General features: G+C 60.1%; 17 protein-coding genes. 3 read left to right on the forward strand and 14 right to left on the reverse strand.

Annotated features, from left to right (window positions below; translation table 11 throughout):
* Nucleotides 1–108 precede the first annotated feature (108 nt).
* From AC13QE_RS03480 to AC13QE_RS03545, 14 genes are all read right to left on the reverse strand, one after another.
* Nucleotides 109–1,053, reverse strand: coding sequence for a sugar kinase (locus AC13QE_RS03480; RefSeq protein ID WP_488482590.1), 945 nt, complete (start codon nucleotides 1,051–1,053; stop codon nucleotides 109–111).
* Nucleotides 1,050–2,108: an ABC transporter ATP-binding protein gene (locus AC13QE_RS03485; protein WP_488482591.1), complete on the reverse strand. Its 1,059-nt coding sequence runs from the start codon at nucleotides 2,106–2,108 to the stop codon at nucleotides 1,050–1,052. The genes AC13QE_RS03480 and AC13QE_RS03485 overlap by 4 nt, the downstream gene beginning before the upstream one ends.
* A 33-nt stretch (nucleotides 2,109–2,141) precedes the next feature.
* A complete protein-coding gene (locus tag AC13QE_RS03490) occupies nucleotides 2,142–2,957 on the reverse strand; it encodes a carbohydrate ABC transporter permease (RefSeq protein ID WP_488482592.1) in 816 nt (271 codons plus the stop codon).
* Between the two features lies 1 nt (nucleotide 2,958).
* Nucleotides 2,959–3,894: a carbohydrate ABC transporter permease gene (locus AC13QE_RS03495; RefSeq protein ID WP_488482593.1), complete on the reverse strand. Its 936-nt coding sequence runs from the start codon at nucleotides 3,892–3,894 to the stop codon at nucleotides 2,959–2,961.
* Nucleotides 3,894–5,225 carry an ABC transporter substrate-binding protein gene (locus AC13QE_RS03500; RefSeq protein WP_132717978.1) on the reverse strand — a complete coding sequence of 444 codons (1,332 nt, stop codon included), beginning with the start codon at nucleotides 5,223–5,225 and terminating at the stop codon, nucleotides 3,894–3,896. The genes AC13QE_RS03495 and AC13QE_RS03500 overlap by 1 nt, the downstream gene beginning before the upstream one ends.
* A gap of 60 nt (nucleotides 5,226–5,285) precedes the next feature.
* A complete protein-coding gene (locus AC13QE_RS03505; protein WP_488482594.1) occupies nucleotides 5,286–5,945 on the reverse strand; it encodes a GntR family transcriptional regulator in 660 nt (219 codons plus the stop codon).
* Nucleotides 5,946–5,966: 21 nt separating this feature from the next.
* Nucleotides 5,967–6,851: a dihydrodipicolinate synthase family protein gene (locus AC13QE_RS03510; RefSeq protein ID WP_488482595.1), complete on the reverse strand. Its 885-nt coding sequence runs from the start codon at nucleotides 6,849–6,851 to the stop codon at nucleotides 5,967–5,969.
* 182 nt (nucleotides 6,852–7,033) lie between these two features.
* Entirely contained in the window at nucleotides 7,034–8,326 is a 1,293-nt protein-coding gene (locus AC13QE_RS03515; protein ID WP_488482596.1) for an amidohydrolase family protein, read from the reverse strand.
* Between the two features lie 15 nt (nucleotides 8,327–8,341).
* Complete coding sequence (locus tag AC13QE_RS03520) at nucleotides 8,342–9,283, reverse strand: ABC transporter permease (protein WP_488482597.1); 942 nt, start codon at nucleotides 9,281–9,283, stop codon at nucleotides 8,342–8,344.
* Nucleotides 9,280–10,329 carry an ABC transporter permease gene (locus AC13QE_RS03525; RefSeq protein WP_488482598.1) on the reverse strand — a complete coding sequence of 350 codons (1,050 nt, stop codon included), beginning with the start codon at nucleotides 10,327–10,329 and terminating at the stop codon, nucleotides 9,280–9,282. Before AC13QE_RS03525 ends, AC13QE_RS03520 begins: the two co-directional genes overlap by 4 nt.
* Nucleotides 10,319–11,845 (reverse strand): ABC transporter ATP-binding protein, encoded by a 1,527-nt coding sequence (locus AC13QE_RS03530; RefSeq protein WP_488482599.1) that lies wholly within the window; start codon nucleotides 11,843–11,845, stop codon nucleotides 10,319–10,321. The genes AC13QE_RS03525 and AC13QE_RS03530 overlap by 11 nt, the downstream gene beginning before the upstream one ends.
* Nucleotides 11,842–13,266, reverse strand: a complete 1,425-nt coding sequence (locus AC13QE_RS03535) for an amidase (RefSeq protein ID WP_488482600.1) — start codon at nucleotides 13,264–13,266, stop codon at nucleotides 11,842–11,844. Before AC13QE_RS03535 ends, AC13QE_RS03530 begins: the two co-directional genes overlap by 4 nt.
* A gap of 15 nt (nucleotides 13,267–13,281) precedes the next feature.
* Complete coding sequence (locus AC13QE_RS03540) at nucleotides 13,282–14,268, reverse strand: BMP family protein (RefSeq protein WP_488482601.1); 987 nt, start codon at nucleotides 14,266–14,268, stop codon at nucleotides 13,282–13,284.
* A 194-nt stretch (nucleotides 14,269–14,462) separates the two neighbouring features.
* A complete protein-coding gene (locus AC13QE_RS03545) occupies nucleotides 14,463–15,044 on the reverse strand; it encodes a TetR/AcrR family transcriptional regulator (RefSeq protein WP_488482602.1) in 582 nt (193 codons plus the stop codon).
* A 68-nt stretch (nucleotides 15,045–15,112) separates the two neighbouring features.
* Here AC13QE_RS03545 and AC13QE_RS03550 point away from each other — a divergent pair, with 68 nt between their 5' ends.
* The 3 genes from AC13QE_RS03550 (at nucleotide 15,113) to AC13QE_RS03560 (ending at nucleotide 17,334) form a co-directional block, all read left to right on the forward strand.
* A complete protein-coding gene (locus tag AC13QE_RS03550) occupies nucleotides 15,113–15,544 on the forward strand; it encodes a VOC family protein (protein WP_488482603.1) in 432 nt (143 codons plus the stop codon).
* 115 nt (nucleotides 15,545–15,659) lie between these two features.
* Entirely contained in the window at nucleotides 15,660–15,866 is a 207-nt protein-coding gene (locus tag AC13QE_RS03555) for a KTSC domain-containing protein (RefSeq protein WP_015342748.1), read from the forward strand.
* A gap of 157 nt (nucleotides 15,867–16,023) precedes the next feature.
* Entirely contained in the window at nucleotides 16,024–17,334 is a 1,311-nt protein-coding gene (locus AC13QE_RS03560; RefSeq protein WP_488482604.1) for an MFS transporter, read from the forward strand.
* The last annotated feature ends 90 nt before the right edge of the window (nucleotides 17,335–17,424 follow it).

Consider the following 17,424-nt stretch of genomic DNA (forward strand, 5'->3'; position numbering starts at 1 on the left):
ACTGTGGTTTGGAGCCGAAAAGACGTGGTGAGCCGCTCAACGATAAGTCTCGGCCGGCAACCATAAACTCGCTGCATGTACTGATAGGAATCCAGCTCGTCCGAGCTTTCAACCCAAATGGGATCGGCGGATCACCTCGGCCCGCGTCGGTGCCCCGGATCGTCCCCCAAAGGACTCGCATTTGATGGCGGCGGCGATAGAGGAAAAGCGGATTGCGTCTGCCGGCGGCATGCCTTCTGCCATTGCGAGAGCGAAGGCGCCGTGGAAGATGTCGCCGGCGGCGAGCGTATCTACAGCCTTGACGGAAATGGTCGGGCAATGCGCGATGGCGTTGTTTTGCTCGTCGAACCAGTAGCTGCCGTCCGCTCCTGCTGTCACGCAGACGAAAGCATGATCAAAGCGCTGTTTCAGAAGCTGCGTCATCGCGGACACATCGCTTGTTCCCGTCAGACGCTGCGCGGCCGGTTCGGAGAAAACGATATGGGTTGCTTCCGATGCCAGTTGTTCGATGACGCCATCTGGCGCCACATCGCCGTCGAGAATGGCAGGCTTGCCCATCGCTCTGATAGTTTTGAGAACCTGCAGCGCCAGCGCCGGCCAGCGAACATCGACGAGAACGGCATCGAATACGGCGATATCCTCCGCGGTGAATTTCTTCACCGTATGATGCAGCTTCGGATCGTAGAAGGGAACGATCAGCCTTTCGCCGTCATCGTCCACAAGAATGGTCGAGACGGCAGAGCGTGCGCCATCCACGCGCAGCATGCCGTCCACATCGATGCCGGAAGCACCGAGATCGCGGATAATGCGCTCGCCGGTATCGTCGCCGCCAACGGCACCCCATAGGCTCGCCTCGCCACCGAGGCGCGTAACGGCATAGGCCGCGCTGGAGGCCATGCCTTCCGCGATCTGCAGCATGTCATAGGGCAGAACCTTTCCCTGACCCTGCGGAAGGGTGCGGACGCGGAAGAGCGTATCCAGAACGGCAGCGCCGACGCAAAGAATATGCCTGGGCGTGCCGAAGGGCGGATCGAAGACGGATGGAACGGTCAAAGGCGCTTTCCGCTCGCCTTGTCGAAAAGATGGATGCTGGCCGGATCGATGCCGATTTCGATCTTGTCGCCGAAGCGAATGTTCAGACGTTCGCGGAACAGGCAGGAGATTTCCTCGCCGCCGCAATCGAGCTTGGCGTAGATCTCAGATCCCGTGCCTTCGACAATGCCGACCCGGGCCGGCAGGCCACTTGCCGCTGCGCGGATATGTTCGGGCCGGATGCCATAGACAAGCGGACGTCCACCGTGCTCTGCGATGGCAAAGTTTTTCGGCAAGGGTAGGATGAGGCCCTTGTCGCTGCGGAAGACGCCTTCCTCGATCCTGCCGTCGATGAAATTCATCGAGGGCGAGCCGATGAACCCGGCGACAAAGAGATTGGCTGGCCGGTCGTAAAGATCGAGCGGCGCGCCGACCTGTTCGATAAAGCCACCATGCAGCACGACGATCTTGTCGGCCATGGTCATCGCCTCGACCTGGTCATGCGTCACGTAGATCGTCGTCGTGCCGATGCGCTGATGCATGGACTTGATTTCGCCGCGCATCTGCACGCGCAGCTTTGCATCGAGATTGGAGAGCGGCTCGTCGAACAGGAAGACCTGAGGATCGCGCACCAGTGCGCGGCCCATGGCGACGCGCTGGCGCTGGCCGCCGGAAAGCTGACGAGGCAGGCGATCCAGCAGATTTTCCAGGCCGAGGATGGATGCCGCCTTCTGTACCTTGGCTGCGATTTCCGAAGCGTTTGCCTTTTTCAGTTTCAGCGCAAAGCCCATGTTTTCAGCGACCGTCATATGCGGATAGAGCGCGTAGTTCTGGAAGACCATGGCGATGTCGCGGTCGCGCGCCGGCAAATGGCTGACTTCGCGCCGGCCGATGTGGATCTCGCCGTCGCTCACCTCTTCGAGCCCGGCGATCATGCGCAGCAGCGTGGACTTGCCGCAGCCCGAAGGGCCGACAAGGACGACGAATTCGCCATCGGCGATATCGACGCTGATGTCATGAATGACCTTCACCTGGCCGTAGCGCTTCTGGATGCTCTGTATATTGACGGGTGCCATGAATGTGATCCTATCCAAAAGATAAAGGCTGCGTCACTTGACGGCGCCGGCCGTCAGACCGGCGATGATCTGCCGTTGCGCGAACATCGTCAGCACGAGCACCGGCAGCGTCACGATCAAGGCAGCCGCTGCAAGCGGTCCCCAGCTCACCTGCTCGAAGGAGAGCATGTTATAGACGGCCACTGGCAGCGTGCGGGTTTCGCGGCTCGCAAGCACGATGCCGAAGACGAAATTGTTCCACGAGAAGATCACCGAGAGAATGAAGGCGACGACGATGCCGGGCCGGGCGATCGGTAGGGCGACAAGGCGGAAAACCTGCCATGGCGTTGCGCCATCTATGCTTGCCGCCTCCTCCAGTTCCATCGGCGTCGTCTCGAAATAACCGATCATGATCCAGACGACGATCGGCACGGTGACGACGAGATGAATGATGATCTGCGGCCAGAGCGTTCCGAGCAGATTGAGCCATTGGAACAGCAGAAATAGCGGGATGAGGAAGGAAAGGCCCGGCGTCATGCGAGCGATCATGATGACGATGGCTGACTTCTCTGCCTTCAGCCGCGCGATGCCATAGCCTGCCGGCACACCGATAACGAGGGCGAGCAGGGTCGCTGCCCCGGTCACGAGAATGGAGTTCCAGAAATAGAGGAAGAAATTGTTTTCCTGGAAGACATTGAGGTAGTTCGCCCAGGCTATGCGATCCGGAATGAGGATCGGCGGGTAGGCGCCGTTATCGATCTCGTATTTCAGCGACAGCGAGATCATCCAGAGGAAGAACAGAATAACGGGCGAGACGATGACCAGGGCCACGAAGAACAGGCCGATACGGTTGAGTGTCGAGCGTTTCATCTCAATGTCCCTCCGCGTCGGTCCATCTCGTCCGCTGCCGCATCATCAGGAGGATGAAGGAAAGCGCGACGATGATGATGAAGAACACCACCGCCATGGCCGAGCCGTAGCCGATGTCGTAATAGGAAAAGGCGGTGTTGTAGAGATAGATGTTGATGGTCTCGGACGCCGTTCCCGGGCCGCCTTGCGTCATCGCATAGATGATGTCGAAGCTCTTGATCGCATCGATGCCACGGATAATGACGGCGATCATCAGGAAAGGCGAGATCATCGGCAGCGTCAGGTAGCGGAACTTCTGCCAGGCGTTGGCGCCGTCGATTTCGGCGCTCTCATAAGGTTCGCGCGGCACGGAGGCGAGGCCGCCGAGCACGATCAGCATGACCAGCGGCGTCCATTGCCACACCTCGACCAGCACGAGGGAGGGGATGACGCTCGCCTGATTGTAGATCCACTCCTGCGGTCCGATGTCCACAAACGATAGCAGGTAGTTGAGCACACCGAGTTGCGGATGGAACATCATCGTCCAGACGAGCGCGACGGCAACAGGCGTCGCCATCATCGGCATGACGAAGATGCCGCGCAGGAACCCGCGCAGCGGAAAGTTCGCATCGAAGATCAGTGCCGCCAGCGTTCCGAAGATCAAGGGGCCGACGACGGAGAGCACGGTATAGAGAACCGTGTGCCATAGCGATTCCCAGAAACGCATATCGGTCGCAAGACGGACATAGTTGTCCCAGCCGACGAAACTCTGCGATTGACCGAGCGTCCACTTGTTCACGCTCATCCACACGGTGAAGACCCAGGGGAATACGATGACAGCGGCAATCACGATCAGCGCGGGGATGACGAAGGGCCAGTAGTTGGGAGCAAGCCGTTGCGGCTTGCTCCTTCCTTTGGTTGCCTTCGCGGCGGTATCTTCGATGCTCACGGAGGCCATTATCCCTCGCTTCGTGCCAGAACCGGCTCGAATTGGGCGGTTGCCGTCTTCAGTTCGGCTGCAGGATCTGCGCCGCCGATCATGTTCGTCAGCGCGACACCATAGATGTCGCGGAACTCGGTGACCGGGATGATGACGGGCAGAGCGAGCTGAGAGACCTTGGCGGAGCCGGCGACGGCATCGAGCCAGGCACCCGGCATTTTCACGCCCTCGCGCACCTTCTGATCCTCCAAGATGGACTGGCGGAAGGGAACACCGGCGCCGGCCTGCAGGAGGCGCGCGCCCATGTCGTGCGAGATCGCCCATTGGCAGAAGAGATAGGCGGCTTCCTTTTTCTGGCTGGCCGCCGTCACGCCTAGGCCGTCGCCGGTCGTCGCCGCTGCCTGCGCATTCGGTCCTTTCGGCATGACGCCGTAGCCGACCTGGCCGACGACGCGGGATTTTTCCGGATTTTCGATCGGCGGCGCAAAGCCGACGCCATCGACCCACATGCCGATCTTGCCCTGCAGGAAGGCCGATTGTGCTTCCGCCCAGTTGAAGCCGGAAACACCGGGAGGTGCCGATTTCGTCATCAGGCGCTGGTAGAGCTTGGCGGCATCTACTGCCCCCTGCGATTCCGTCTGCAGCTTGCCGTCAGCCGAAAGCGGCGTCGTGCCATAGCCGAGCATGAAGGTCGTCCACACCGGCGCGTTGGCATTCTTCAGGCCGCGGGCGACGAACCCATAGGTATTGGTCGATTTATCCGTCAGCGCCTCGGCGGCTTTTGCCATATCTTCGAAGGTTTGCGGATAGGCGAGGCCCTTCTTCTCGAACAGGGCCTTGTTCCAGTAGACGATCCAGTAGTCCACCGAGAAGGGCAGCGAGCGCATGACGCCTGCGGAATCCTTGGCGAACTTCAGGCCTGCCTCGGCGAAATCGCTCTCCGTCAACGAGGGATCGGTGAGCGACGGATCCTTCATGAAGCCGCTGATATCAGCGAGCCAGCCACCTTTTTCGAATTGACGTTTCTGGACGTGATAGCTCAGATGGACGACGTCGAAGCTTGGCTTGCCGGAGCTGAGCTCGATCGTGGTCTTCTGGCGCTGCTGCTGCTCGGGCGTCGCCTCGGCATTGACCTTGATGCCGGTCAGGGCTTCGAACTCGCTTAAGTATTTGAGGATCGTCTCGCTGCGCGGGCTCTTGACCAGATTGACCTCGAGCGTCGTGCCGGCAAAGCGCTTCCAGTCTACCGCGGCCGAGGCGGTGCGCACACCCAGAAGGCTCGTTGCGCCTAGTGCGGCCGTGCCGGCCATGAAGCCGCGACGTGTCGGATTGAAAAATGACGATGACATTGCGTTCCTCCTCCTGTGGCCGAAAATCTCCTCATTCGCGGCCTTGTTATTCGAACCTCTTCACATCTTCAGCGCGCGATCCCGTGCTCCGCCAATGTGCGATACGAGAGCGGCAACGGCCTCATCGGCCGATCGTCGCTCGATTGCTTCAAGCACCTTCAAATGCTCTTCCATGACCGGCCCGACATGGCCGTTGATGCGGAACCTGTCCTGGCTGATCAGCCGCATCTTGATCGAATTGACGCGATAGGCATTCGAAATGATCGTGTTGCCGAGCGCATCGATGAAGGCATCGTGCATGCCCCAGTCCACCGACTGCGCGTGAAGTTCGAGCTCCTGCGAGCCGTCGCCGGCTCGGATGGCATCCGCGATATCGCGATGATCCTTCAAAAGCTTGGCAATCGTCTCGTCGGATGCCGAATAGGTGAACAACGCGACGGCTTCCTTTTCCAGAAAGAGGCGCAGTTGGAAGGCCTCGCGGATCAGGTCCAGATCGATATGGGCGATCTGCAATCCGCGCTGCGGCACCGTCTTGATCAGCCCTTCGGCCTCCAGGCGCGGGATCAATTCGCGGATCGCGCCGAGCGTCAGTCCCGTCAATTCGACGAGCCGCCGCTGCGAGATGAACTGCCCGGGGCGAACGTCGCGCGCCAGGAGATGGCGCGTGAAGCTCTCATAGGCTTTCTCTCTCAACGTCGTCTGTTCGCCTGGTCCGTCCATCGGCAGCTCCGGGCTGGTCGGTTAGGCTGCCTTGGCGCGAAACAGTGCGCCGAAAGCAGCAAAGAGCGTGTCGGTATCTTGGCTGTTCAATGCCACGAGCGGCGGACGTACGGCGAGCCAGCTACCATTGTCAGTCAAACGGGCGAGAATGGCCTTGATCGAGGGGATGACCGGATAGTTCAGCAGTTGCCCGACGAAGCGCTCCACATTGGCGTCGTCGATGCCCTTTTCCGCCATGGCCTGAACTTCGCGAGGAAGGAGATTTGCCATGCCGGAGATTGCTCCCTGTCCGCCGAGCCGAACGCCGCGGGCCAGATGCCGCTCGTCGCCGATCAGAATGATGAGATCGCCATGCGTCTTCAGCAACTCCTCGGTATAGGGCCAATCGCCGGAGGAGTCCTTGACGCCGACAACGACATCCGGAAATGCGGCGCGCAAGCGGCCGACCAGCGAGATCGAGAGCGGCACCATCGTCACCGATGGAATATTATAGACGATCACGTCGCGCGCATGGGTGCCGAGCATGGTGAAAACGGCGGAAAACCATTTGAAGAGGCCGTCGTCGCTGACATTCTTGAAGTAGGAGGGTGGGGCGAGGAGAATGTTGCGGACACCTTGCGCCAGCGCCTGTCCAGCCTGGGCAGCGGCGTCCTCGGCGGCATCGACCAGTACGCCCATGACGATCTGTTTGGGCGCGATACCGGCGGCGAGCATAGCGGCCAGAACCTGTTTGCGCTCCTGCATGCCGATCGACGCGCCTTCGCCCGTGGTGCCGAAAAGGGTGACGCTCTTGCAGCCATTGGCAAGGCAATGCTTCGCCTGCTCGATCACTCCCGGGATCGCAATCTCGCCATCCGCATCGAAGGGTGTTGCCAGGGCGGCCGACAGGCCAAAATTCTCACTCATCCGATCCTCCCGATCTTATGGGATGAGTGCGTATCATACTGACATGTTAGTTGTAAAGTACAGTTTTATTCAGTCGTGGATAACTGATGTTATGAGTGTGGAGAGGCGTCATTTGCCGATGCGATGGGCGTTATGACGACCGCCTGTTCGTTCGCAATGGTTCCGACTGTAAACAGCCAGAGCTATTTCCGCATAGGCACGTAATCGAGCCCGCCATCGATTTTTGAAGGCCTGCCATCGAGGAAAAGCTCGCCGATGCGCGGCGCGGAGCGGGCGATGACCTTGCCGCGCTTGATGACGGCAAGGCGGTTGGGTTTCAGCCGCAGCGCTTCCGGCGTATCGACGGCCTGCAGCACGACGAAATCGGCATTGCAGCCCTTTTCCAGGCCGTAGCCTTTAAGGCCGAGCGTCTTGGCGGAGTTGACGGTGAGCGCGTCGAAGATCTTCTTCTTGTCTTCGATGCCGGCCATCTGTGCGACGTGGATGGCCATATGGCCGACCTCGAGCATGTCGCCCGAGCCCATCGAATACCAGGGGTCCATCACGCAATCATGGCCGAAGGAAACATTGAGGCCGGCATCCATCAGTTCGCGCACGCGCGTCATGCCGCGCCGTTTGGGATAGGTGTCATGCCGGCCTTGCAGCATGATATTGATGAGCGGGTTGGGGATGACGTTGATCTTCGCCTCTGCCATCAATGGGATAAGCTTGGAGACATAGTAATTGTCCATCGAATGCATCGAGGTCAGGTGCGAGCCGGCGACGCGGCCCTGTAGCCCGAAGCGGATGGTTTCTGCCGCCAGCGTCTCGATGTGACGCGACATCGGGTCGTCGGTTTCGTCGCAATGCATGTCGACGGGAAGACCGCGATCTGCGGCGATCCTGCAAAGCGCTTCGACCGAGGCTCTGCCCTCATCCATCGTGCGCTCGAAATGCGGAATGCCGCCGACGATATCGACGCCCATATCGAGTGCGCGTGAGAGGGAGGCAACACCGTCCTTGGCGCGGTAGTATCCATCCTGCGGGAAGGCGACGAGCTGCAGGTCGATATAGGGCTTGACCCTGTCCTTCACCTCCAGAAGCGCCTCGGCCGTCACCAGCTTCGGATCGGAAGTGTCGACATGGCTGCGGATGAAGAGCAAGCCTTGGGTGACTGCGAGATCGCAGTAGCGCAATGCGCGATCGACAAGCTCCTCCTTCGTCACGATCGGGCGCAGCTCCCCCCAAAGCGCGATGCCTTCCAGAAGCGTGCCGGAAATATTCATGCGCGGCAGGCCAAGCGAAAGCGTCGCGTCCATATGGAAATGCGGATCCACGAAGGGCGGGCTCACCAGCCGGTTGGTTGCATCGATTTCTTCCCTTGCCTCGGCCGCGATCGAGGCCTCGATTGCTGCGATCTTGCCGTCCTTGACCGCAATGTCGATGCCCTTGCGGCCATCAGGCAGATTGGCATTGCGAATGATCAGATCGAACATGGAAGGCTCCTCGGATTATCTTTCGCCACGGCGATAGGGTTGCATCAGCGCCTGCGGCACGCGGGCACGCCGGCTCATGACGGCAAGGGCGACGATGGATAGAATATAAGGCGTCATCAGGAAGATCTGATAGGGCACACCCTGCACCGCCGTCTGCAAGCGCAGCTGGAATGCGTCGAAGAAGGCGAAGAGCAGGGCGCCGAACAGCGCCCGGCCCGGCCGCCAGGACGAAAAGACGACAAGCGCGATGCAGATCCAGCCGCGGCCCTGCACCATCGTCGGAAAGAAGCTGTTGAAGGCGGAAAGCGTCAGGAAAGCGCCGCCCATGCCCATCAGCGCGCTGCCGGCAATGATGGCGCCATAGCGGATCTTCATCGGGTTGAGGCCTTGAGCCTCGGCTGCATGCGGGTTCTCACCCGTCATGCGGATCGCAAGCCCAACCGGTGTGCGGAAGATGAGGTAGGCCATGACCAGCGCGACCAGGATTGCGAGATAGGTCGGCGTCGTCTGCGTGAAGAGAGCAGGGCCGATGAAAGGCAGGGTGGAAAGCCCGGGAATGGCGATCGGCTGGAACGGCGTGATGGTCGGCGGCGTCCCGGCGACGGGAACGATCAGCCGGAAGACGTAGTAACTGAAACTGGATGCAAACAACGTCACACCGAGACCTGAAACATGCTGCGACAGCCCGAGCGTCACCGTCAGGGCCGAATGCAGAAGTCCGAAAATGCCGCCGGTGATTGCCGCGATCAGTAGGCCGGTCCATAAATCGGCGCCGTGATAGACAGAGAGCCAGCCGATCATTGCACCGAACGTCATGATGCCCTCAATGCCGAGATTGAGGACGCCGGCCCGTTCGCAAAGCAACGCGCCAAGCGTGCCGAAGATCAAGGGCGTCGCAATCCGCAGCACGGCAGCCCAAAGTCCGGCTGAAGCAATGATATCGACCAGCGTGCTCATCGGCGGATCCTGTACTGCGTGAAGAACAAGGCGATCAGCATGGTCAACAGCGACAGGGCGACCGTGACGTCGGCGATGTACGTGGGGATGCCGAGGCTGCGGCTCATACCGTCGGCGCCGACGAACATGGTTGCGGTGAAGATCGCCGCAAGAACGACGCCGAGCGGGTTGAGGTTTGCAAGCATGGCAACGACGATGCCGGCATAGCCGAAGCCGGGCGACAGATCTGTCGTGACATAGCCTTTAACGCCCATCACTTCGATCGCGCCGGCAAGGCCGGCAAGCCCGCCGGAGAGACAGGCGACTTTGACGAGCGTCGAGCCGAGGCGAACACCGGCGAAGACGGCGCCTGACGGATTGAGGCCGGCTGCTCGCGACTGCATGCCGAAGACCGTGCGCGACTGGACGAAGTAGACGATCGCCGCAATGACGATCGCAATTGCAAAACCGATATGAAGGCGCGATCGGGCGATCAGCTTCGGCAGCATGGCGTGATCGCCAAGAGCCTGGGATTGCGGCCAGCCGAATGCCGTCGGGTCCTTCAGCGCGCCATCGATCAGCATGGAAACGAAGAGAACGGCGATGAAATTCAGGATAAGGCTCGTCACAACCTCGTCGACGGAGAAGCGCAGCCGCAGCCATAGCGGCACGAGGATCAATATCATCCCGGCGAGGGCGCCGACGATCATCAACAGCGGAATGAGGATCGGGCCGGGCAGCCCGGCAAGCATCTTCGACCCGAAGGCCGCAACGGCAATGGCGCCGAAATAGAATTGTCCCTCGGCGCCGATGTTCCAGAGGCGGGCACGAAAGGCGACCGCGGCGGCCAATCCCGTCAGGATCAGCGGTGTTGCGCGGGTCAGCGTCTCCGTTGCCGAAAGCCTGGAGCCGAAGGCACCGAGCAGGATCCGCCGATAGGCTTCGAAGACCGGCGCGCCGGCAATCGCGATCAGGATGCCGGCGAGCGCCAGGGCCGCGACGACCGCAAGCACCGGAGCAAAGATCATCATAGACAGGGGGCGGTGTTCGCGCCGTTCAAATCGCATGTTCGGCCCCGCTTCTTTCCTTCCACTCACCAGCCATCATCAATCCCAGCAGGCGTGCATCGGCCTCACCGGCATCGATCGGTGCCGAAAGGTGACCGCCGACGATGGCCTGGATGCGATCGGCCAAGGCGATCACTTCGTCCAAATCCTCCGAGATCAATAGAACGGCGGTGCCCTGTCGGCGCGCTTCTAGAATGCGTCCGTGAACGGCGGCCACGGCCCCTTCATCCAGTCCGCGCGCCGGCTGGGCGGCGATGAGGATACGCGGGCGTTCATGGAGATTGCGGCCAAGGATCAGCTTCTGCATGTTGCCGCCAGACAGCAGCCGGGTGCGGCTTGCCGCAATGCCGCCGCGCACATCGAATGCTTCGATGATCTCCTGCGCGAAGGCCATGCCGGCACTGCGGTCGACCAGACCATGCTTCGAATAGGAAGACAGGCGCTCGAGCACGGCATTCTCCCAGATCGCCATTTCGCCGATCGCACCATCACGATTTCGGTCTTCCGGAATGCGACCGATGCCTGCATCGATGACCGCAGCCACATCAAGATCGCCGACGGGCTTGCCGAACAGAAGAAGCTCACCGGAGGAACGGCTTGCGGTGCCGGACAGGATTTGCCCCAGGCTCGCCTGGCCGTTGCCCGACACGCCGATAATGCCCAGAACTTCACCGGCGCGGACATGAAAGCTGATCTTCTTCAAGCGCTCGACGCCACCGGTCCTGACGGTGATATCGCGAGCTTCGAGCACGATGTCGCCCGGCGTTGACGCTTCGCGGATTGGGCGCGTGACGCGATGTCCGACCATAAGTTCCGCAAGCTCGGCCTTGCTGGTCTGAGATGCCTGTCTTTCGGCTGCAACCTTGCCGCCGCGCAGGACGACGATACGGTCGGCCGTGGCCATGACTTCATCGAGCTTATGGGAGATGAAGATCAAGGATAGACCTTGTGCGGCCATCTGTTTCAGCGTCGAGAAGAGCTTTTCTGCCTCGATCTGGGTGAGAACGGCGGTCGGCTCGTCGAGGATCAGGATGCGCGCGTCGTTGTAGAGCGCTTTCAGGATTTCCACCCGCTGCTGCTCGCCGACCGAGAGATCGCCGAGGCGGGCATCGGGGTCGACCTTCAGGCCGAAACGCTCGGAGATCGCCAGAAGCTTATTGCGGGCCGCCGTCATTTGAGATGTGAGCGACCACAACCTCTCAGTCCCCGTCATGATGTTTTCGAGCACTGTCAGGTTCGGCGCCAGCGAGAAATGCTGATGCACCATACCGACGCCAGCCCGAATTGCGGCGCGCGGCTTGCCCTGTGGCAACTCCACATTATCGATCAGGATGCGGCCGGTATCGGGCACATAATGGCCGAAGAGGATGCTCATCAGCGTCGTCTTGCCGGCGCCGTTTTCTCCGAGCAGAGCAACGATCTCGCCCTTTGCCAAGGATAGCGAGATATTGTCATTGGCGAGGGTGCTGCCGAAGCGCTTGCTGACACCTTCGATGGTGAGAACGGCTGTGGTCATGTCGCGAAGCCTGCAATCGGGAAGCGGTGTTGCCACCGTTGCTCGGCCTCGAGCGCAGATGCAAGCCGCAGCAACAGCTTATCCTCGCTCATGGGCGCCATCATCTGGATCGGCAGCGGCAATCCGTGCGTATCTTCACCGAAGGGAAGCGTGATTGCCGGAAAGCCGGATATGTTGGCGAGCGAGGCAAGAGGCGCAAAGGAGGCCATGCGCTCGAGGTGCAATTCCGTGTCCGAATGATCCGTGGGGAAAGAGCCAATCGGCGGTGGCGCCGCGGCAAGCATGGGCATGACGATGACATCGACCCTGTCGAAGATTTCCCAAAGAGTGCGGCTTGCCCTGACGGCACCATTAAGGGAGCGCCAAAGGACTGTTGCCGGCATGGCGCGTCCACGCATGATGAAGGCTTGCGTCATCGTCTCCACGAGGCGCACGTCCAGTTTGAGATCGTCAATGAGGCCGGCGATATTCACGGAGATGATATCGCCAAAGGCATGGGCGCTGGCCTGGATGGCACTCTCCATCTCATCCCAACGGATGGATATCAGCTCGTTTCCTTGGCTTTCCAGGAACCTGGCCGCTGCCTCCACCGCTTGGGCCCGATCCGACTCGGTAGCGTACTGCCGTCCGGTATCGGTAAGAAGGCCGACGCGAAGTTTGCCCGTCTTGGCCGGGTGTTGAGCAATGTCCGCGTACGGCCCCCTTGTCTTTCCCCGGACAACATCGAAGATCGCTGCGGTGTCGCGCACGGAGCGGGTGACCGCAAGTTCGCTGGCGATGCCGCCAAGATGATTTCCGAAGGAAGGCCCGGCGGGCACCGCTCCGCGCGTCGGCTTCAATCCGACAAGGCCGCAGCAGGCGGCCGGCACCCGGATCGAGCCGCCCGCGTCTGTCGCATGCGCGATCGCCACGATACCGGCGGAGACTGCGGCCGCGGCACCACCCGACGAGCCGCCGGCGGTTCTGTTTGGATCCAACGGATTTCGGCTGATCGGGCCGATCGCAGGTTCGGATGCGAGTGAGAAGCCGAATTCCGGGCTGGTGCTTAAGCCGAAGGCGCAGAGGCCGGCATCGCGAAAGCGCTCTGCTAAATCGCTGTCCGCGCCTTTGCCGGCGCGGGCGAACAAGCGAGAGCCAGCGGTCACCGGCAGCCCCGCGAAGGGGCCGCCGAGATCCTTGGCGACCGTCGGCACACCGGCAAAGGCGCGCTCCGCAAAGCGGTCTGGATGTACGGATGCCTCCTGATCCAGGGCGCGCGCTGCCGCAAGCCCGGCTTCAGGATTGACATAGGTAATGGCGCCAAGCTCATCTTGCTTGGCGCAAGCATCAAGCGCGGCCTGCATGGCATCCACGCAGGTAAGCGTGCCGGATTTGATGGCGCCGGCCAGCTCCGTGGCATCGGCGAATGACGGGCTGCCCATGATCGAGCCGGAGGGCTACTTCGGCTGATCCGCTATCTTCGGCACTTCGAAGGTGCCAGCCTTGATGTCGGCGCGGACCTTCTCCATTGCAGCTTCGGCCTCTGCTGGTGCTGTGCCCTTCACATAGACGATGTCGCTGCCGCCTTCCTTCATAAGGCCATAGGCCGTGTAGTTGCGGCCGACCGGCTTGCCGGCGGCGACATCGGCGATTGCGGCATTGAGAATGGGACGGAAGTACCACATGGCATTGGCAAAGACGGTATCGGGATAGCGTGGCGTGTAGTCGATCAGCGATCCCACCGATTTGATATGCCGCTCCTTGGCGGCATCCGCGGTGCCGATGCGCTCACCGAAGAGAATGTCGGCGCCGGCGTCGATCTGCGCGAGACCGGCTTCGCGTGCCTTCGGCGGGTCGAAGAAGGTGCCGATGAAGGAGACGAGATGCTTGCAATCAGGATTGACCGCTTTGACGCCGGCAACAAAGGCGTTGATCAGCATGTTGACTTCCGGGATCGGGATGGCACCGACCGAGCCGACGACATTCGACTTGGTCATCTTGCCCGCCAGCATGCCGGCGAGATAGGCGCCGTCATAGTTCCAGGTGCCGAAGACGCCGAAATTGTTGCCGGCAGCCTCGCCGCTGGAGCCGAGAACGAAGGCTGTATCCGGGTAGTCCGCAGCGACCTGACGTGCTTCCTTTTCCACGGCATAGGCTTCACCAATGATCAGCTTGTTGCCCTGTTCGGCATATTCGCGCATCGCGCGGGGATAGTCCGTGCCGGAAACGCCTTCGGAAAAGACGTATTCGATAACGCCTTCCTTGGCCGCATCTTGAAGTGCCTTGTGAAGGCAGGAATTCCAGGCGTTTTCGACTGGCGAGGCGTGAATGCCTGCCACTTTGAGCGGCGCGGCCGCGCGGGCAGCCGGCGCAAGAGCGCTGACGCCGAGAGCGATGCCCGATGCAATGACGGCACGGCGTGACAGTATGATTTCATTGGTCATTTTTAGTTCCCCAGCTTTTTGATCAATTGGTAAAAATCATATGGGGAGGCTAAAAATGTGTCAAGCGATCCGGGTGCTCAAATAATATGCTGGTAGTCGTTATCCGCCTGTTGCCAGTGGCTCCAAGCCGCCGGTGGAATCGTCATTTCATCGCTTTACGCCTGATGGTCTGACAGGGCTTGACGAGTAGCGCGTCAGTTGGCGATCCGTTCGATCATATGGCTGATCGCCTGACGGTAGCGGTCAGCATCACCGCAGGCATCGATCGCAAGGGCGGCCCGATCGAAGGCGGCCGATAGAATATCGGCGAGCGCGTCGACCGGAATGCCAGATTTGCGGCCGTGACGGAGGGCTGCTTGCAATCCCTGTTTGAGAGTGAGGCTAGTCGTCTCCTCGTCCAGTTTTTTCATCTCCGTAAAGCCCAGCACCGTCGGTCCTTCAATCAGCAGAAGTCGAGTGCGACCATTAACCCGCATGGCATCGAGATAGGCGTTGCTGCCGGCAATCAACGCGTCGTGAGCGGGAAGCTGCTCCGGCGTCGCTTGCTCGATGGCGCGGGTGACTGCCAGTGCCTCCTCTCTGACGACGGCGCGAAAGAGCGCGCGTTTGTCTTCATAGTGATGATAAAGTGCGCCGCGGGTGATGCCGGCTGCTGCTACGATCTCCGGCGTCGATGTTTCAGCATAGCCTTTCTCCACGAACAGGGCTCGTGCCGCGGCGATGAGGGCAGCCTTGGTCTTCTCGGTTCTTTCGCGATTGGTGCGCGAATCTTGCATGCATGCAGCCTGTATGTTATTTGAAAAATACAGGCAGATTGTATGTCTTTTTTGGGGAGATGTGAAGCATGAAGGTGACAAGCTATTATCCTGTCATCATGACCGAGCGGGTGGAGGAGACGGCCGCTTTCTACATCGCGCATTTTGGGTTTCGGGAAAACTTCGCGAGCGATTGGTATGTCCATCTGCAATGGGCTGAAGACAGCAGTATCAATCTCGCCATTCTGGATGGCCGGCATGAGACGATCCCGTCGCAAGGGCGTGGCCGGGTAGCCGGGCTGTTGCTCAACTTCGAAGTGGAAGACGTCGATATGGTCTACGACCACGTACGGGAAGCTGGATTGCCTATTTTGCTAGCGATCCGCGACGAAGATTTCGGTCAGCGACATTTCATAACGTCCGATCCGAATGGCGTCCTGATCGACATCATCAAGCCGATACCGCCACGCGCCGAGTTCGCAGCTCTTTATGCCGAGAGTGCCTTGCCGCCGGGCCAGTAAGGTGTTGAGCCCAATCGATAAAATCGAGCAATACAACTCTATCTTTGATTAACTAGGTCGCTTCACCCAATATTTCGCTTTTCATGCGACAAAGCCGGCAGAGGTAAGGTGACCCATGCAAGAGCTTCCGGTTTCGTCAAAAATCATCAAATCAGTCTATTTCCGTCCGGATGACGGACGGCTTTATATTCGCTTTAAAAATGGTGAGGAACGTCAATTCACCGGCGTTCCGCAAAAGGCAGCGATTGCCATGGTAAAGGCGCCGTCGCCCGGCCAGCACTATATCGAGCATATTCGCACGAAATTCGAACGCGTCGCCTGAAACGCAGCCTACACGCTGACTGGCATTTTCGCTTTGAAAGTGCCAGCTCGTTCGTCTTCCGTCACGAAGTCGAACGAGCTTTACGTCTCAGCGCATTGATAAACGCTGAGTTGCGCTATCTACATCGATCAGAACCATCTCTCAGGGAGGACGCGGCGTGATTGATGAAAAGCAGCTTATATCCAAGATCACCTGGAGGATTATGCCCTTCCTGGGGATCCTTTATCTGATCGCCTATATCGATCGCCAGAACGTCAGTTACGCAAAGCTGCAGATGGTCGGCGATCTCGGCATGAGCGAATATGCCTATGGTCTCGGCGCGTCGCTGTTCTTCATCGGTTATTTCATCTTCGAGGTGCCGAGCAACCTGCTTCTCGACAGATTCGGCGCCAGCAGGTGGTTTGCGCGCATTCTGATATCCTGGGGCGCAGTCACGGTCGCGCTCGCCTATACGCAGAATGCGACCATGTTCTACATTCTCCGTTTCCTGCTCGGCGCCTGTGAAGCCGGCTTCTTTCCAGGCGTTCTCTATCTGCTGACCCTCTGGTATCCGTCTGCCTATCGCGGCAGGATGGTCGGGCTTTTCATGATCTTCAGCGCCTTTGCCAACGCGATCGGTGCGCCGCTCGGCGGCGTGCTGCTGGATTTGAACGGGCTCTATGGTATTGCCGGCTGGCAATGGGTCTTCCTGGTGACGGGTGTTCCCGCCATCCTTGCCGGCTTCATCACCCTGTTTTATCTACCGGACCTGCCGTCCAAGGCGCCGTTTCTTGACGATACGGAAAAGAAATGGCTGAAGGACCGGCTCGCGGTGGAAAATTCGGGCATGGAGCAGAACGCCGCCGATGGCTTCAAGGCGCTGATCAATCCGCGTGTACTGCTGATGGCGCTTTGCTATATCGGTTTCCCGCTCGCCGCTTACGGTCTCAGCTATTGGCTGCCGACCATCGTCAAGAATTTCGGCGTCAGCAACACGACCAACGGCTTCCTGAACATCATTCCTTGGATTCTCGTCGCCATCGCTCTTTATGCCGTGCCCGCGGCAGCGGACAAGGCGGAGACCAAGACGCCCTATATCGTCATTCCGGCGCTTATCGGTGCCGCAAGCCTGGTTTTATCAGCCGTTATTCCGGACCATACACTACAGTTTGTTTTCCTCTCCATTGCGGCAGCCGGCATTTTTGCGGGGCAGCCGGTGTTCTGGAGCCTGCCGTCGCGCTTCCTGCAGGGGGCAGGGGCTGCCGCGGGTCTTGCCGCGATAAACTCCGTTGGCAATCTCGGCGGCTTTATCGCCCAGAACGTCGTCCCCTGGATCAAGGATTCCACGGGGAGCACGATCGCGCCCATGTTCTTCCTAGCGGCCTGCCTTCTGGCAGCGGCACTTTTGGTTCTAGTGGTGGGGCGCATGGTGCCGCGCACGCCACGCCCGGAAGATCTCGGCAACTCAGGCGCAGCCCGAGTCAAATGATTGCGCTCATCTGAGAACATTCTTCGGATGATAGGGGCGGCCTGACGGCCGTTCCTGGAAGGCGTCGGCATTGACGTCCCAACGCTCGGC

It is taken from the genome of Martinezella sp. CNPSo 3957, assembly GCF_057784395.1.

Bases quoted from the DNA above. Each gene is read 5' to 3' on its own strand.
- AC13QE_RS03485 (WP_488482591.1), bottom strand. From the start codon at position 2,108: ATGGCACCCGTCAATATACAGAGCATCCAGAAGCGCTACGGCCAGGTG.
- AC13QE_RS03490 (WP_488482592.1), bottom strand. From the start codon at position 2,957: ATGAAACGCTCGACACTCAACCGTATCGGCCTGTTCTTCGTGGCCCTG.
- AC13QE_RS03495 (WP_488482593.1), bottom strand. From the start codon at position 3,894: ATGGCCTCCGTGAGCATCGAAGATACCGCCGCGAAGGCAACCAAAGGA.
- AC13QE_RS03500 (WP_132717978.1), bottom strand. From the start codon at position 5,225: ATGTCATCGTCATTTTTCAATCCGACACGTCGCGGCTTCATGGCCGGC.
- AC13QE_RS03505 (WP_488482594.1), bottom strand. From the start codon at position 5,945: ATGGACGGACCAGGCGAACAGACGACGTTGAGAGAGAAAGCCTATGAG.
- AC13QE_RS03510 (WP_488482595.1), bottom strand. From the start codon at position 6,851: ATGAGTGAGAATTTTGGCCTGTCGGCCGCCCTGGCAACACCCTTCGAT.
- AC13QE_RS03515 (WP_488482596.1), bottom strand. From the start codon at position 8,326: ATGTTCGATCTGATCATTCGCAATGCCAATCTGCCTGATGGCCGCAAG.
- AC13QE_RS03520 (WP_488482597.1), bottom strand. From the start codon at position 9,283: ATGAGCACGCTGGTCGATATCATTGCTTCAGCCGGACTTTGGGCTGCC.
- AC13QE_RS03525 (WP_488482598.1), bottom strand. From the start codon at position 10,329: ATGCGATTTGAACGGCGCGAACACCGCCCCCTGTCTATGATGATCTTT.
- AC13QE_RS03530 (WP_488482599.1), bottom strand. From the start codon at position 11,845: ATGACCACAGCCGTTCTCACCATCGAAGGTGTCAGCAAGCGCTTCGGC.
- AC13QE_RS03535 (WP_488482600.1), bottom strand. From the start codon at position 13,266: ATGGGCAGCCCGTCATTCGCCGATGCCACGGAGCTGGCCGGCGCCATC.
- AC13QE_RS03540 (WP_488482601.1), bottom strand. From the start codon at position 14,268: ATGACCAATGAAATCATACTGTCACGCCGTGCCGTCATTGCATCGGGC.
- AC13QE_RS03545 (WP_488482602.1), bottom strand. From the start codon at position 15,044: ATGCAAGATTCGCGCACCAATCGCGAAAGAACCGAGAAGACCAAGGCT.
- AC13QE_RS03550 (WP_488482603.1), top strand. From the start codon at position 15,113: ATGAAGGTGACAAGCTATTATCCTGTCATCATGACCGAGCGGGTGGAG.
- AC13QE_RS03555 (WP_015342748.1), top strand. From the start codon at position 15,660: ATGCAAGAGCTTCCGGTTTCGTCAAAAATCATCAAATCAGTCTATTTC.